This window comes from Staphylococcus sp. 191 (assembly GCF_011174885.1).
In the GTDB taxonomy this organism is placed as follows: domain Bacteria; phylum Bacillota; class Bacilli; order Staphylococcales; family Staphylococcaceae; genus Staphylococcus; species Staphylococcus coagulans.
Window position 1 is genome coordinate 1 of record NZ_PNRJ01000021.1, and the last position, 17,179, is coordinate 17,179.

Consider the following 17,179-nt stretch of genomic DNA (forward strand, 5'->3'; position numbering starts at 1 on the left):
CAGTAATAGTGATGGCCCATACCTACCACGCCTGTACCAAGTAATAGAATGAGTTGAAAATATAAAGCACGAATGGTTGATTGAATAGTTGTAAGTTTCATATTGACCATTAAAAAGCCTATCAGTACAACTGCGAAAGCTTCGAATATCCCCTCAACCCATAAGTGCACTATCCACCAACGCCAATAATCAGCAAAAGTAACATGCGTGTTAGGCATGATAAAAAGAGAAGCTAAATAAAATAATGGGATTGCAATCGCACCGATAAAGAGTAGTGAAAGCAAATGTTTCTTATCATAATTGGTTTGTATTTTATTACGAATTGCTGGAATAAAACCGCGATATAATATGATAATCCATAGCACCATGCCGATGATGAATAAGATTTGCCAGAATTTCCCCATTTCGATATATTCCCATCCAAAATGACCGAATAACCACCAATGTTGATTAATCACACCTAAAATATTTCCCCATTCACCTAGCATACTACCAAAAACTACTACTAATAATGCGTAGAATAAAATATCTACGAGTAAACTTTGATGTTTAGGTTCTGAACCTAAAACTTTAGGAACAATATATATCCCTGCTGCCAACCAAGCTGTGGCAATCCAGAAAATTGCTAATTGTAAGTGCCAAGTTTTAGCAAGATTAAATGGTAAAAACTGTTGTATAGGGATGCCAAAGAAGCTGTTTTCTACATAATAATGAGCCATAAGTTCGCCTAATAAGATTTGAATTAAGAATAAAAGCATCACAATAACAAGATATTTACCTACCTTTTGTTGACTTCGTGTGATGATAGAATCCACTTCGATTTTAGGGAGATATTTTTCAGATTGATAGGTGGCCTTCATATCGAAGTCGTAACGTCTTTGAATATAAATAATGAATGCGAGTCCGCCAATTAATAAAGTTACTGAAATGGCTGTCCAAAGCACACCTGAGCTCGGCAACATATTGCCCGCATCAGGATCATATGGCCAATTATTAGTGTATGAAAAATTTTGACTTGGTCTATCAGTGGATGAGAGCCAAGCCCCCCAAAAGAAGAATTGACTTAAATGTTCGATTTTATTTCCAGAAACCATATAGTCATCATTCTTAAATTGTTTAATCATATTTTCAGTAAGGCCTGCTTGTTTAGGATTGTTGATAAATATTTTTTTATAATACTTTTGGATATAATTCAAACCGTATACTTGCGCATCTGTAAGTACAAGTTGATCCTTTTGTTGAGCATAGCGATTTACCCGTATTTCTTTAGTTACTTTATCTTTGACAGCAGCGCGTTCCGCCTCATCCAAACGGTTCAATGGTTTATGATACAATGTGTGCGCATAATAAGTCCGCATCCCTCTAATATAATGATGTAGTGTTTCTGCTGTATAATCAGGACCAAGATATGAACCATTACCTAAATATGACCCATAATCAGTAAGACCATATTTCTCGTAAATGGCTTGTCCGCTAATTAGCTCAGATTTTGTCACTATTGTGTTTCCGTGTGTATCCACAATTTTTGCGGGACGAGGTGCTTCATTTTGAAATATAAACCACCCTCCTATTAGCAAAATAGAAAACACTAAAGCGAGTATCGTCAATAAAACTCTATTTAAACGTTTATACATATTTCTTTGGAGTGACATGTATAGAATACCTCCTCTTTTCTTAGTTTATCTCCATCATAATCTCTTTTTTATAAAAATAAATATATACATTGTTTGTTTCAATATTTCGTAACAAATAAATATTTTTTACTTTAAAATATTAGGGAAAATACTATAAAAATATAGTAAAAAAAGGAAGGTTAAGGTATAAAGTGTTTGATGATTTCGTTTATAGAAAGGATGAAGTGTCGTTCATTATGGAAATCATATTGTCATAATGAAAATATAGAAGATAACCCTGTGATATGAGAAAGGTATGTATAGAAAAGCGAGTATCAAAAATTTGAGAAGTCCGTCAAATGGAGTGTCTTTTCAATAAATGTTAATAATTTATCTTTAAATTATTAAGATAAGAAATGAGATATTAACTAGCCAGAATAGATAGGGGATAAAAATCATCATATTCATACGTACTCACCCGCGCTTGACTAGCGGTCTCGTCTAGATTGATAATCACGAGGTTGAAGCTATGGTGCTTGGTCGACTGTTGGTGATTGAATGCGATATCTATTTCTTTGGATGAACGATTAAAAGTTATAGGTACTGATTTTTATAATTTATTTCAAGGTTATTCTAAACGGTACCCAATCAAATAAGGAGGCAGACTTCAACGTCTTGCCTCCTTATTTTAATCAGTTATTTACCGATGTTCCAGACTACATGTCAGTTCTCTTGGTTTACGCTCAATTTAATCATGTAGTTTTCATCATTGTTTATTTTTTAGTTACTAATCGATAGGGATATTTTTATCAGTTTGATTATTACGCATATCTTTAGGAAGTTTTACATTAAGCATGCCATTTTGATAAGCCGCTTTAATTTGAGTAGCATCCACATGATCAAAACTAAATTGACGTTGAACATTGCGATAGCTTCGTTCTTTATGGATGATACGTCCTTCATCATCTTCATTGTTATTTTCAACCGTATTTTGTGCAGCAATTGTTAAGATATTGTTTTCAAACTGCACACGAATATTTTCTTTGTCCATACCAGGAAGTTCAGCTTCAACGATGTAGGCATCATCTAATTCTTTAATGTCAGTCGTAATGGCAGCTTGAGCAAAATTGTCGTCGAAAAAATGACGGCCAAAGTCTTTAAAAAAGTCACTGGGTTCCATATTGAAAAAAGAATTATTGAATGGTTTCATTTCAAATGCCATAGTCCATCTCTCCTTGTATTATTAATAATGATTTGCGAAAGGTACTTAGTGAAGCTATATTAAGCACCTTTGACTTTATAGTTACAGTATACACCTAAGGTCAAAGATAGTCAAGGTCAAAGTTTGATTAAAAATATTTCTATATTTCTCAGTTTCAAAATAAAAACAATGGAGATACTAATTGACTTGGGTTGAACCGGTATTTACATGCTAAATTCAAGATGAAATGATAAGATGAAAGTAACTACAAATGGATGGAGGGGTCGTTATGAACTTAAGATATCCAATTGGTCAGTTAGAAATACCTGAATCGATTACATTGAAGCATATTCATCAATGGTTAGACGAGATTGAAAGTTATGTACAAAATTTAAAGAAAGTTGTCATACCCCTTAACGAAATAGCCTATAACCAAACATATCGTGAGGGCAGCTTTACAGTTAGACAACTTGTCCATCATATCGCAGATTCACAAATCAATCTGTATCAGCGTTTAAAACTAGCATTGACGGATGAACAGCCAAAAATTGCAGAGTTTAAACAAGATGCGTGGGTTCAATTACCAGATTCTCAACTCCCTGTAGAAATCTCTATACAACTTTTAGAAATGATTAACAGACGTATTACAGCAATTGGTCGACAGTTATCAAAAAGCGATTTGTCTCGTACTTTTTTATTAGAAGGTACAGGTGAAATTTCAGTAGGAGAAACAATCGCAAAGTTATCTTGGCACGAGCGTCATCATTTAGCACATATTCAACTAGCTCTCGGCAAGAGTGAGGAATTTTTATAACATTGAAGCTTCTTTAATTAAAAAGAAAGCGATTTTATGGCATGGTATCCTATCAAAATTAAGAGGAATAATTGAAAATATTTAGCCTATTTTATTAATTAGTTAAAGGCTAAAAATAGGTGTTTAAATCAAGGTATTGTCACAAATTGTTTTTATTTTGCGGTATAATTACTTTGTAATTAATTTAAAGTAATGCTATACTAGATTAAAATAATTCTAAACTAGAGGTGTGAATAACATGAGCAATAACAACGAATCGAAATTGACGGGCTTATTCGGTCATCCTGTGGGTGATCGTGAGAATTCTATGACTGCTGGACCAAGGGGACCTTTATTAATGCAAGACTGGTACTTCTTAGAACAAATGGCACACTTTGATCGCGAAGTCATTCCAGAACGACGTATGCATGCGAAAGGTTCTGGAGCGTTTGGTACATTTACAGTTACGAACGACATCACACAATATACAAGTGCTAAAATTTTCTCAGAGGTTGGGAAACAGACAGAAATGTTTGCACGTTTTTCAACAGTAGCAGGGGAACGTGGTGCAGCTGATGCTGAACGCGATATTCGCGGTTTTGCTTTGAAATTCTATACTGAGGAAGGAAACTGGGATTTAGTGGGGAATAATACACCTGTTTTCTTCTTCCGTGACCCTAAATTATTTGCAAGTTTAAACCATGCTGTTAAACGTGATCCTCGTACAAACATGAGAAGTGCTCAAAATAACTGGGATTTCTGGACATCATTACCTGAGGCATTACACCAAGTAACGATTTTAATGACTGACCGTGGTATTCCTAAAGGATTCAGACATATGCATGGATTCGGTTCACATACTTATGCCATGATTAATGCGCAAAATGAACGTGTTTGGGTGAAATTCCACTTTAGAACACAACAAGGTATTGAAAACTTATTAGATGAAGAAGCAGCACAAATTATCGCTAAAGACCGTGAATCTTCACAACGTGATTTGTTCAATGCGATTGAAGAAGGCAACTTCCCGAAATGGAAAATGTACATCCAAGTGATGACTGAAGAACAAGCCAGAAATCATAAAGATAATCCATTTGACCTCACAAAAGTGTGGTACAAAGGGGAATATCCATTAATTGAAGTCGGTGAATTTGAATTAAACCGCAACCCTGAAAACTATTTCATGGATGTAGAACAAGCTGCTTTTGCACCAACAAACATTGTACCGGGTATTGATTTTTCACCTGATAAAATGTTACAAGGGCGTTTATTCTCTTACGGCGATGCACAACGCTATCGTTTAGGTGTGAACCACTGGCAAATTCCAGTCAACCAACCTAAAGGTGTAGGCATAGAAAACATTTGTCCATTTAGCCGTGATGGTGCAATGCGTTTCTTAGATGGTAACCAAGGCGGTAAAACACATTACTATCCAAATAGCTACGGTGCGCATGAAAGCCAACCTGAATACAAACGTGCACCATTAGAATTGAATGGTACGGCTTATGAGCACGACTTTAGAGAAGATGATGACAATTACTTCGAACAACCGGGTAAATTGTTCCGTCTCCAATCACCAGAGCAACAAGAGCGTATGTTTAAAACAACAGCAAGTGAAATGGAAGGCACAACAGACGAAGTGAAACGTCGTCACATTAAACATTGTTACCAAGCAGATGTTAACTATGGTACAGGTGTAGCGAAAGCACTTGGCATGGAAGATCAATTGGAAAGCATTATTGCTGAAATAGAAGCTTAAGTCTGTCCGATTAAGGACGATGAAAGTAAACCTGGTCAAGAGTTGATCGGTTTGCGTACGCCTTTGTATCTAGGCTTTTGCAAGCCGATTCTTCTTGACCGTTAAGTAATTTTCATATGATTTTAAGATGAGGCAGCGGGCACTTCATTTAAGATGATGGCACGTTGGTAGATTTAGAGGTTTGAGTGAGGGACTTTTAATGCCACTTCACTTTTGTAAGCTATTTTTTAATGAGAGGTTATGACATGATATTAGATAAGATTAATCCTGATGATTTGTTTCCTACTGAATGTGTTGAAACTTCTGTATTAGGTAAAATGCCATACACAGTTAAAGATATGACAAAAATTTATGATGCAGCATATGTGGCAACGAATGAAAGATTAATATTGAATGTGGATATGGATGGGCAATTTTATTATCGTAATATTCAGTTCAATGAAATTAAAGAGATTGAATCGGACGAACATGAATTAAAAATTACATTTGATTATGGCGTATTTACTTTAAAAGAATGTAACGCTGATGATGTGAAAGCAATGTCAGATTATTTACACACGAAAATATCCTAGAACGATGAATGACAAAGTCATGAACTTTGGACGGACGATGTTTAAACCGTATAATAAAGGTTATTTAAATAAGTGAGTGATTTTATAAAAAACTAAACTAAAACGAGAAAGGTGCTGTTTTTCAATGGCTCAAGACAAAAAACAAGTAGTTGAAGACTTAAACTTACAATTATCAAACTTCACTGTATTATGGACTAAAATTCACAACTATCACTGGTATGTAAAAGGACATAACTTCTTCGCATTGCACGAAAAGTTTGAAGAACTTTATAATAAAGTTGCAGTTTATGTGGACGAAATTGCAGAACGTGCATTGGCATTAGAAGGTAACCCAGTGGGTAAAATGAGCGAAGTTTTAGAAGTATCTAGTATTGAAGAAGCTGAGTACGGAATTAGCGCAGAAAAAATGGTAGCGCAATTAGCAACAGACTTCGAAACAATTGTAAAAGAATTGAAAGTCGCACAACGTAACGCAGAAGAAGCTGGCGACGATCGTTCAGCGGATATGTTTATTGAAATTGCGACTGAATTAGAACACAACATTTGGATGTTAAAAGCATATATCGGTTAAAAGCAATTTGAATTGCACGCATGAGAAGTGCAGTGAAAGAGAGCCAAACTTCCCTGATAATAGGAGGTTTGGCTCTTATTGTATTTGTGATGTATTTGAGAAACACCTTAAAACTGGAGAGGATAATGAAGTTCGATAGAGGTAAGTGGTTTCTAAGCTTCATGCTTATCGGAAAGTGTTTTTTTATAATGTTATAAGCGATTCTTATGGCAAAGATGACCATAATCACAAATGTAGCAAAGGATTCTTGAATTAACGACCACTCACCGACTTGGACCAAGAGATTAAGATTTATAATCTATAAGCGAATACCCTAAAAAGTCAAAAGGACGCCTATTTTTTAAATTTACTTTAATTGCTTTAAAGGCGCTATTTGATAGATGATGCCTTGTTATCTAGGGGGAAGAAGGTAAAGTCTATCAACAATCAAACATAGAAGTTAGCATTAACGATAATGAATGATGTGAGATAAATGATTTATCGTATTAAATAAGTAGCGTCACAATAATAGGAAATGATATCAATACTGCTCAAAAAGCTTAATATGATTCCAATAAGGGAAAGGATAAATAACAGGGCGAGCTGAGGGATCAAATGATGAGTTATCATTTGAGACTGATTGCCGTGTTTAAGGCATAGCTATCAAAATGTTAATGACATGTAGGTAGGATTCTTAAAAGTAAAATAGAACCTTTAAATATTCAGAATCTTCAAATCATTATATTGTTCACTTTGAAAAGTACGTGATTTAAGAGAGAAGCCTATTCTATTTCAAAGGTTCTCTGCTATTTTGCTTGTTTAGACTGCCACATGTTGTCATTAAAACAAAGAGAGTTGAAAAAGATGGGGACAATTGATTTTATAGTATTTATTGTATATTTTGCTGCATTGATTACGATAGGTATTTTAGGAGTATTAAAAGCGAAATCCTCTGAAAAGTATATGGTTGCTGACCGTAATTTAGGTTTGTTTATGTTGTTTGGTTGTTTGACGGCAGTCTTTTTAGGAGGCTCTTCAACAATTGGTTCGTCACAACTTGGTTATGAAGTCGGTTTGTCGGGGTTTTGGTTTGTTTTTGCTTTAGGTGTTGGGATTACCATTTTTGGTCTATTTTTATTGGATCGTATTATGGATTTAAAAGTGATTACGATTAGTGAACTACTTTATCGATTATTTGGTCATCGTGTCCGTATTATTGGTGCAATCGTGACAGCGATGTATACTTTGATGATTTGTGTAACACAAGTGATTGCAATGGGGACCGTTGTTTCTCAAATCTTTCATTGGAGTCTGTTTACTTCCATTCTCGTTGGAGGAAGCATTGTATTTGTCTATACGATTTTAGGTGGTATGTGGACATTATCAATTACTGATGTGATTCAATTTCTTGTGATGACTATCGGTATGTTTTTAATCATGTTACCTATGAGTTTATACAGTGTCGGTGGTTTCTCTTCATTATTTGAAAACATGCCCGCCTCACATTTGAGCTTTTTTAATATTGGTTTCGGTGAAATTGCGAACTATTTTATTACGTATACATTAGGGGTAATGGTAGGACAAGATATTTGGCAGCGTTTCTTTACGGGGAAGACGAAACGTATTTCTAAAACATCGGGCCTTTTAGTTGGTGTATATAGTGCGCTCTATTCTATTGTGATGGTCATTATCGGTATGTGTGCGTACGTTTTATTTCCACATATTCAAAATACACAAAATGTTTTTGCGCATATGGCTTTCGAAACATTGCCAGCAGGTCTGTTAGGGATTGTGTTTGCGGCACTCATTGCAGCAATCATGTCCACAGCATCAGGAACTTTATTAGCGTCAGCCACGATTATTTCAAATGATTTGTTGAAACCGTATGTATTTAAAAATTTGGAAGATCATCAATTTTTAGGATTAACAAGGGTAACCACACTTTGTTTAGCTGTCATTGCGATTGTTATTTCAATATGGGTTAAAGAAGTGCTTGTTGCCATTGATATCGCTTATGCGATTTTGACAGGAGGCATGTTTATGCCGGTCGTGTTAGGCTTATTTATTAAGTGGCTAACGCCAAAAGCTGCTTTCTCAGCCATTATTGCGAGTGTGGTGTTCATTTTACTTTCAATTTTCATTGTGGGTCCACAATCCACGGCGACGATATTTTACGCCATAGTCATCAATGCTATAATATTGATAGTTGTATCATATTTTGATTCGAAAAAAGGTCGATATGATAGAGGAAAAAACGGACGTCAAGCAACATGATAGATTGATAACGTAAGGGGCGTGTGGCAATGTATTTATTAAATAATCATATTCAAGATATTGAAGTACCGGGAACGAGACAATTTGCGAATAGAGTAGATCAGTATCCGAATTGTTTAGATTTAACACTTGGACAATCCGATTTTCCTGTTGCTTCTTATGTGCAAGAAGCGATGGTGGAAGCGATACAGGCGGGGCAACTCAAATACACACATAACAAGGGATTAATCGAGCTGAGAAAGGCGATATCCGAATACAACGCGTCACGATTTGGTGTAAAGTATAATCCTGAGACAGAAATCGTCGTTACAAACGGTGCATCAGAAGGTATTGACGATGTACTTAGAACAATATTGAATCCCGGAGATGAAGTAATCTTGCCTGGGCCGACTTATTTAGGGTACGAACCGATTGTTAAACTGCAAGGGGCAGAGGTCAAATGGATTGACACGTCTCACACAGGATTTGTACCGACGGCAGATGCAATCAAAGCAGCTATTACACCGAAAACAAAAGCGGTTATGTTTAACTATCCGACGAATCCTACGGGTATGACATTGAGTTATGCGCAAATCCGTGCACTCGTTGAGGTATTAAAAGAGACATCTGTTTTTATTATTACAGATGAGATATACAGTGAAAATGTGTTTGAGGGACGTCACCATTCGTTTATGGAATTTCCTGAAATTAGGGAACAGCTTTTTGTTGTTAATGGTTTATCTAAGTCACATGCGATGACAGGTGCACGTGTTGGTTATGTGTTATCGACACCTGAGTTGATTGAAGAAGTAACTACAGTGCATTTGTATAATTCTATTTGTGTCGCAACGCCGAGTCAATACGGTGCAATACGTGCTTTAAAAGAAGGGGATAAAGATATACAGAAAATGAACGCAGCCTATCGTGAGCGACGTGATTATATTTATGCACGCTTAGTTGATATGGGATTACCTGTAACGCTTCCACAAGGGACATTTTATATTTTCCCTGATGTTTCTGCTTATGATTCAGATTCTTTCCGTTTTTGTAATCAATTGTTAGAAACGGAGCAACTGGCCATTGTACCTGGGAAATCATTTTCTGATTATGCGGAAGGATACGTTAGACTTTCCTTTGCATGTGATATGGAGACCATTAAAGAAGCGTGTGATCGATTAGAGCACTTTATAAGTCATTATGAGAAGTAAGTCTATTCAACTAAGGCTTTGCATCCTTTTTCGAAAGGGTAATTGCAAAGCCTTTTTTATGTTCAAGCTGAACTCTGCTACGACAGGGTGAATCATGTCAGGTTGTTCACATTGCATTCTCATTAAAGAAGAGATATAATTATAAATCGTAATTATTTCGATTTGAAAAGAGGGATTGTGATGAGCAAACAACATCGACGTGTGATCATCATTGGTGCAGGTGCAGCAGGTATAGGTATGGCTGTAACGATGAAAACATTTCAATTGGATGATGTCTGTGTCATAGAGAGTGGTACAATCGGACATTCATTTAAAAACTGGCCAAAATCAACGCGTACGATTACACCTTCATTTACAACAAATGGCTTTGGCATGCCTGATATGAATGCGATAGGTAAAGATACTTCTCCGGCCTTTACATTTAATGAAGAACATCTATCAGGCGAAACATATGCAGAATATTTAGAAGTAGTGGCTCGGCATTATGAGATTGAGGTTCAAACAGAGACACATGTGCATGCGGTGAATCTGGTCGATGGTGTCTATGAACTCGAAACCTCTCAAGGTATGTTTACTGCAGATTATTTATTTATCGCCACAGGAGACTTTGCTTTTCCAAATCAACCATTTGAACATGGGATTCATTATAGCGAAGTGACAGATTTTACAGAATTACCCGGAAAAGCCTTTACGATTATCGGTGGGAACGAAAGCGCCTTTGATGCAGCCATTCACTTGGCACAACAAGGGGCGGAAGTTACGATTTACACGCACTCAACAGGATTTAACGCAGAAGAAGCAGATCCGAGTATTCGACTTTCTCCATATACACAACAGCGTTTAAGAAAAGCGGTCCAAGAAGGTGCTTCTATTACAATGAAGGTGCATTACCAAGCGGATGCTATTGATTTCCGAGACGGTCAATATGCGATTCTCTTTACGAATGGAGAGGTTGTCTATAGTCAAACAGAACCTATTATCGCGACAGGATTTGATGTTACACGCAACCCACTGATTCAACAACTGTTTACTGTGAATGAGGGTGAAGTCAGCCTCACTGATTTAGATGAATCAACGCGCTATCCTAATGTCTTTTTAATTGGCGCAACAGTTCGTCATGCGGATGCAATTTTATGCTATATTTACAAATTCAGAGCGCGTTTTGCTGTTTTAACTCATGCCATCATGCAACGTGAAGGATTGCACGTGAATCCAGACATCGTTGAAGAATATAAAGCGAATCAAATGTATTTAGATGATTACAGTTGTTGTGGTGTGAATTGTTCATGTTAACCGTTGTTTATGATTTTAAGAAAAATCAAATGCCAGAGATTCCTGAGGCGACACATGCGTTTGTCGTTAAAGGTTTTAATCATCTTGGACGATTAGACCAACAACAATTGAGACAGTATATTGTAAAGCATAAATTAAATCTCTCTTTGAACGAAAGTGTCATGCATACGTCTGATGAGACGAAGCATGTGGTCACACAATTGCAAGAATTTATGCAAGCCCGTGAAAATCGACGCCCACAATGGTATCAAAGTCTGATAGGTTGGCTCGCTATCTTTTTCATGTTTGCATTTCCAGTTTATATCGCCTATCATTTTTCAGATTGGCTTCAAAATGAGTATATTGCACCATGGATTGAGCGCGTCTCTCAATATGATCTCTTTCAACAAAGTATTGTGCAAGCGTTGTTATTTGGAGACTATGGTGTTTTATCTTTAGGGACATATTCGCTCGTGTGGGCATTGCCTGTAGTGATTTTGTTGAGTTTTTCTACAGCACTTATTGAACAGAGTCATATTAAACAGTATATGATTTGGTCGATTTCACCGACGATGGAAAAAATGGGTTTAGATGGTACAGATATTATTCCTGTTTTAGAAGGATTCGGCTGTAATGCAGCGGCAATCGTTCAAGCCGGTCATCAATGTCGTGCATGTACGCGATCAAAATGTATGAGTCTGATTAGTTTTGGTTCCTCATGTAGTTATCAAATCGGTGCGACATTATCGATATTCAATGTTTCACATCACTCGTGGTTGTTTGCGCCATACTTAATGCTCGTATTTATCGGAGGTGTCATCCACAACAAAATTTGGTATCGAGATGAAACACCGTTTATTCCTTATAGTGTAGCAGTAGGTCAAAAAATACAATGGCCAGATTTTAAAAATGTAGGTTCGCAAATGTGGGAAACAGTAAAAATGTTTATTTTCCAAGCGATGCCGATATTTATTGGGATTTGTTTAATCGCAAGTACACTAGCACTTACACCTATTTTGACAATGGTCTCAAAAATATTTGTACCGATCTTAATGTTATTACATATTCCGCATGACTTATCGGTTGGTATATTATTTTCGATGATCCGTAAAGATGGAATGCTCCTCTTTAACATGGGTGGCGGTAGTGTGATACAAAGTCTTTCCGCATGGCAAGTGCTATTACTCGTCTTTTTCAGTTCAACATTTACGGCTTGTTCTGTAACAATGACTATGGTAATGCGCCAACTAGGTCTTCGAGAAGGTGGCAAGATGATTTTGAGACAAATGGCAACATCGGTATGTTGTATTGCTTTATTAGGGGTTATCACTTTTGTAGTTTTACAATGGACATCCATTTTATAATATAGGCATAGAGAACAAAAGTCGTCATCCGAATCTTCATGGATGTCGCTTTTGTTCTTTTTTATTGCGATATCACTTTTGACTTGTAGTCAGTGAAGATTGACGGTGTGAGCGGCTGCATCATAAAATGAAAGCGTAATGCAATGAACAAATGAGGTGATTTGATGGTGGATACAGACATTCGTGAAGCGATAGAGAAAGGCGACATCACAGTAGGAATCGAACTCGGTTCAACTCGTATCAAAGCAGTTGCGATTGATAATTCGACAAGGTCAATCGCAAAGGGAAGTTATGAATGGACGCAACAGTTGAATGCAGGCTACTGGTCTTTATCGCTCGATGAAGTATGGCGTGGCTTGCAAGAAAGTTATCACCGTATGTCCCAGGAAATATATGATCGGTATCGCATCCGTTTGAAAAAGCTTGCGGCTCTTGGCATCAGTGGGATGATGCACGGTTACTTAGCTTTTGATCAAGAGGGGGAATTATTAGTTCCTTTTCGTACGTGGCAAAATAATTATGCACGAGAAGCAGGTGCAAAGTTAACACATCAATTTCAGTTCAATGTTCCAGAACGTTGGAGTATTGCACAATACTATCAGTGTGTCTGCAATGGAGAAGCGCATGTGAAAGATGTGGCCTATCTGACAACGTTATCCGGTTATGTCCATTGGCAATTAACAGGTGAAAAAGCATTAGGGATAGGCGATGCATCTGGTATGTTTCCCATCGATGCGCAACAACATACATATCGAAAAGATTTAATGACACAATTTGATACATTGATGGAGGGACAAGGTTTTTCTCAGTCTATTGAGTCGATTTTACCGAAAGTCTATCAAGCGGGTGAGCGTGCGGGTCTATTAACCGCTACAGGTGCCAAACGATTGGATCCTGATGGTTTTTTAGAAGCGGGATGTGTGATGTGTCCGCCTGAAGGTGATGCAGGAACAGGGATGATTGCGACAAATAGCATCGCACCTAAGACTGGAAATGTGTCGGCAGGAACGAGTATATTTTCGATGATTGTCCTCGAACAACCATTAAAGCAAGTAGATCCAGATGTGGATATTGTAATGACACCAGCTGGAGACGAGGTCGCGATGATTCATGCGAATAATTGTACGTCAGATATCAATCAATGGATGCATCTATTTGAAGAAGTTTTCCAAGTTATGGGTGTCTCGTATGATAAAGAAACCCTGTGGACGCGACTGTTTGAACAGGCGACACAAGGGGATGACGATTTAGGTCAGTTGTTATCGTACGGTTATGTTTCGGGTGAATTTATTACTGATATCAAACAAGGCTTTCCACTGTTTATGCGTTTAGAAGAACGTGAATTTACACTTGCTAACTTTATGAAAACACATATTTATAGCGCGCTCAGTACGTTGAAAATCGGTGTGGATCGATTAAAAAAACAAGAAAATATTGCGCTTGATCGTATGACTGGTCATGGGGGTATTTTTAAAACTAAAAATGTTGTTCAGCGCTATTTAGCTGCTGCTTTAGAAACGCCAATCACTGTTATGGAGACAGCCAATGAGGGAGGCGCGTGGGGAATCGCAGTTTTAGCGCGTTACGTATTAGAAAACCACATGACCTTAGATGATTATTTAAACACGATTTTTACAGATAACTTGTATACGTCTACGTGGTCACCGCAACCCCAAGATATTGAAAGTTTTAAAGCGTATATTCAGCGCTTTGAAAAATATTTAACACTTGAACGAGATCTCAACAAAAAGCATTCTAAAACAAAATTTAATAACCATTAAATCGATCGCGTTGGTCCAGAAAAGAACGGTCTCTTTCAACAATTTAAAACGAACACACCCCATTGGATGTAGCAACAAAGATAAGGTTGGGATTCTGATAAATGTGGTATTTAGGAAATATATTTAATTTAGATAGAATATTTTTTGAAATCGCGTTTATTGAGAGTATTCAACAAGATTTTTGTTGTTTTCTATAGAAAGTTGTATCAATCAATATGAAATTGGAGTGATTTTTATGAATAACTACGATTTAATCATTATTGGCTTTGGTAAAGGCGGTAAAACTTTAGCGAAGTTTGCTGCACAACAAGGACAAAAAGTGGCAGTCGTTGAGCAATCTGCTGAAATGTACGGAGGGACTTGTATTAATGTCGGTTGCATCCCTTCAAAAGTTCTAGTACATGACGGCTTAACATCTGCTTCATTTGTAGAAAGTATGCATCGTAAACAAAATGTCGTAGAAGGGCTGAACCAAAAAAATTATCATATGCTAGCAGATGAGCCAACAATTGATGTGATTAATTTAACGGCCAAGTTTGAAACAGATAAAGAAATTAATTTGTTGGATACAGAAGGAAGAACCGTCCAGCGTATAACAGGCACAAATATTGTTGTAAATACAGGGGCAACACCCATCATGCCACCAATTGAAGGTATCCATACTTCTGAACGTGTGTTTGACTCTAAAGGGATCATGAACCTTACGACTCAGCCCAAACGCCTTGTTATTATAGGTGGTGGTTATATCGCACTTGAATTTGCATCGATTTTTGCTAATTTCGGGACTGAAGTAACCGTATTAGCAAAAGAACATCATATTTTAGGTCGAGAAGATTCAGAAGTTGCAGCACAAGTAGAACATGATTTGACACAAAAAGGGATTCATTTTGTTTATCAAGTTGAGACAGAAGCAATCGTTGACCAAGACAAAACAACAATCGTAAAAACAAATCAGGGTGACTTTGAAGCAGAAGCTGTGTTAATTGCGACAGGTCGAAAACCGAATACGGCGCATTTAAACCTTGAAGCTGTCGGCGTACAATTGGGAGAACGTGGTGAGATTGTAGTGAATGAGAAGCGACAAACTACGATTGATCACATATACGCAATTGGTGACGTCAATGGCGATATGCAATTTACTTATATTTCGTTAGACGATTTTAGAATTATAAAGTCTCAACTCTTTGGCGACGGTTCGCGCACAACGGCACAACGTGGTAATGTGCCTTATACTGTTTTTATCGATCCGCCTCTTGCTCGTGTGGGAATGACGGCTGAACAAGCGCGCCAAAAAGGGAAAGAGATTCTGGAAAACACTGTTGCGGTTAATACGCTGCCTCGTCATAAGATTAATAATGACGCACGAGGCATATTTAAGACCGTTGTAGATAAACAAAGTCAACAAATTTTAGGAGCCACATTATATGGCTTACAGTCAGAAGAATTAATCAATCTTATTAAATTAGCCATGGATCAAAAACTCCCTTACACCGTTTTGAGAGATCAAATGTATACGCATCCAACAATGGCTGAAGCATTGAATGACTTGTTTAATCTGTAATTCAGTTCAATGATAGAAAATAAATAGAAAAAAGGATGCGGGACATAAAATTTTTGATAACTTTGCCTTCTTGAACGTGATTGTTTAGGGACTGTGACCCCCTCGGAAAGCAAAGTCATATCGTACGAAGTTTTATCATAAAAAGGAAGCGCTAAGATGATTTTCTAGTAAAAATCATCTTAGCGCTATATTTATTTTGGGATCTATCTCTCAGTGACCTTATATGAGATGACAAGAAAAGCAGCGTTTTCGTGTTATACTTTAAAATTGTTTATTCTTGACGATTGATTTCAAAGAATTCTACTGCATTTCCACGTAGAATGCCATCAATTTTATCAGCTTCAATACCGCTGTTTTTAATATAGTCTACCGCACGTGTATATTTTTTATCTTGGAAATATGGAAAGTCGCTTCCCATCATTAAGCGCTCAGCACCAAAGGTTTCAATCGTGTTGATTAATGAAGGCCCATGAAAATTGGCTGTATCAAAGTAAAATTGACGATTTAAGATTTCCCAAGGACTTGTTTCAAAAGCATTCCAGTCTTCGTAGTTATCTTCAATACGTTGCATAAAGAAAGGCAACGCCCCTCCTAAATGTGAAATATGAAATTTAATGTTAGGATATTTTTGTGGAATATTGTTTTTGAGTAAATGCAATGCCACAAAAGTCGCTTCTAAAGGAGCGCCGATGACCCAATGTAATTGGAAATCATTGACCATTGGTGATTGAGCACCGCAACCCGTAGGATGAACGTAAAGTGTCGCATGTTGGTCATTCATTGCTTTGAAAAAAGGTTCGAATTGTAAATCAGCAACAGACACTTTATCTTTGACGAGTGTCGGAATGGCAATGCCTATAAATTCATCTTTAGCTAATAGCACTTTAGCTTCTTCAATGGCTTGATTGATATAGGGAAGTGACACGGCGCCATATGCTAAAAAACGTTCTGGATATTTTTGTACGAGTGATTCATACAATCCATTAATCATTTCTGCCGAAACTTTGGCTTCTTCTTGATTTCCCCACTGTGGCGATTGCGGTGTGGCTGAAATGATTTGTTTTTCAACTCCCGCATCATCCATCATTTTAAAACGTTTTTTTAAGTCTTCTTCTGAGTCGGATTGGTTAATCCCTTTTGCAACCTCTGTACCTTGACTGCCGAGTTTGCCTAAACGCTCTAAGTAAGCTTCACTCCATAAGTGTGCATGCGTATCAATTGCTTTTATATTAGTCATGCTCACAATCATCTC

Annotated in this window: 13 protein-coding genes; 10 read left to right on the forward strand and 3 right to left on the reverse strand. The window is 37.0% G+C overall.

Translation table 11 applies throughout. The annotated features are described in order from the left end of the window. Both C1H58_RS11000 and C1H58_RS11005 read right to left on the reverse strand, forming a co-directional pair. The coding region (locus C1H58_RS11000; protein WP_165546183.1) for a cbb3-type cytochrome c oxidase subunit I at window positions 1-1,652 on the reverse strand (1,652 nt) is incomplete at its 3' end. Window positions 1,653-2,400: 748 nt separating this feature from the next. Next, complete coding sequence (locus C1H58_RS11005) at window positions 2,401-2,835, reverse strand: Hsp20/alpha crystallin family protein (RefSeq protein WP_060829290.1); 435 nt, start codon at window positions 2,833-2,835, stop codon at window positions 2,401-2,403. A gap of 268 nt (window positions 2,836-3,103) precedes the next feature. Here C1H58_RS11005 and C1H58_RS11010 point away from each other — a divergent pair, with 268 nt between their 5' ends. The 10 genes from C1H58_RS11010 (at window position 3,104) to merA (ending at window position 15,927) form a co-directional block, all read left to right on the forward strand. Continuing rightward, the gene (locus C1H58_RS11010; protein ID WP_050345068.1) at window positions 3,104-3,628 is read left to right on the forward strand and encodes a YfiT family bacillithiol transferase; all 525 of its coding nucleotides are present in this window, start codon (window positions 3,104-3,106) and stop codon (window positions 3,626-3,628) included. Window positions 3,629-3,866: 238 nt separating this feature from the next. Beyond that, window positions 3,867-5,366 (forward strand): catalase, encoded by a 1,500-nt coding sequence (locus tag C1H58_RS11015; RefSeq protein WP_060829292.1) that lies wholly within the window; start codon window positions 3,867-3,869, stop codon window positions 5,364-5,366. A 245-nt stretch (window positions 5,367-5,611) separates the two neighbouring features. Continuing rightward, entirely contained in the window at window positions 5,612-5,938 is a 327-nt protein-coding gene (locus C1H58_RS11020) for a hypothetical protein (RefSeq protein ID WP_165546184.1), read from the forward strand. Window positions 5,939-6,062: 124 nt separating this feature from the next. Then, window positions 6,063-6,509: a Dps family protein gene (locus C1H58_RS11025; RefSeq protein WP_050329793.1), complete on the forward strand. Its 447-nt coding sequence runs from the start codon at window positions 6,063-6,065 to the stop codon at window positions 6,507-6,509. Between the two features lie 843 nt (window positions 6,510-7,352). Further along, window positions 7,353-8,762: a sodium:solute symporter family protein gene (locus tag C1H58_RS11030; RefSeq protein ID WP_050345071.1), complete on the forward strand. Its 1,410-nt coding sequence runs from the start codon at window positions 7,353-7,355 to the stop codon at window positions 8,760-8,762. Between the two features lie 29 nt (window positions 8,763-8,791). After that, window positions 8,792-9,949 carry an aminotransferase class I/II-fold pyridoxal phosphate-dependent enzyme gene (locus C1H58_RS11035; RefSeq protein ID WP_165546185.1) on the forward strand — a complete coding sequence of 386 codons (1,158 nt, stop codon included), beginning with the start codon at window positions 8,792-8,794 and terminating at the stop codon, window positions 9,947-9,949. A gap of 180 nt (window positions 9,950-10,129) precedes the next feature. Next, window positions 10,130-11,242: an NAD(P)/FAD-dependent oxidoreductase gene (locus C1H58_RS11040; protein WP_165546186.1), complete on the forward strand. Its 1,113-nt coding sequence runs from the start codon at window positions 10,130-10,132 to the stop codon at window positions 11,240-11,242. Further along, entirely contained in the window at window positions 11,236-12,585 is a 1,350-nt protein-coding gene (locus C1H58_RS11045) for a ferrous iron transporter B (protein WP_165546187.1), read from the forward strand. The genes C1H58_RS11040 and C1H58_RS11045 overlap by 7 nt, the downstream gene beginning before the upstream one ends. A gap of 164 nt (window positions 12,586-12,749) precedes the next feature. Beyond that, on the forward strand, window positions 12,750-14,366 hold the full coding sequence (locus C1H58_RS11050; protein WP_165546188.1) for a xylulokinase: 1,617 nt from the start codon (window positions 12,750-12,752) through the stop codon (window positions 14,364-14,366). Between the two features lie 235 nt (window positions 14,367-14,601). Next, a complete protein-coding gene (merA, locus tag C1H58_RS11055) occupies window positions 14,602-15,927 on the forward strand; it encodes a hypothiocyanous acid reductase MerA (RefSeq protein WP_165546189.1) in 1,326 nt (441 codons plus the stop codon). Between the two features lie 271 nt (window positions 15,928-16,198). On the opposite strand, the gene C1H58_RS11060 is transcribed toward merA, so the two are convergent. After that, a complete protein-coding gene (locus C1H58_RS11060) occupies window positions 16,199-17,164 on the reverse strand; it encodes an amidohydrolase family protein (RefSeq protein WP_165546190.1) in 966 nt (321 codons plus the stop codon). Window positions 17,165-17,179: the final 15 nt, after the last annotated feature.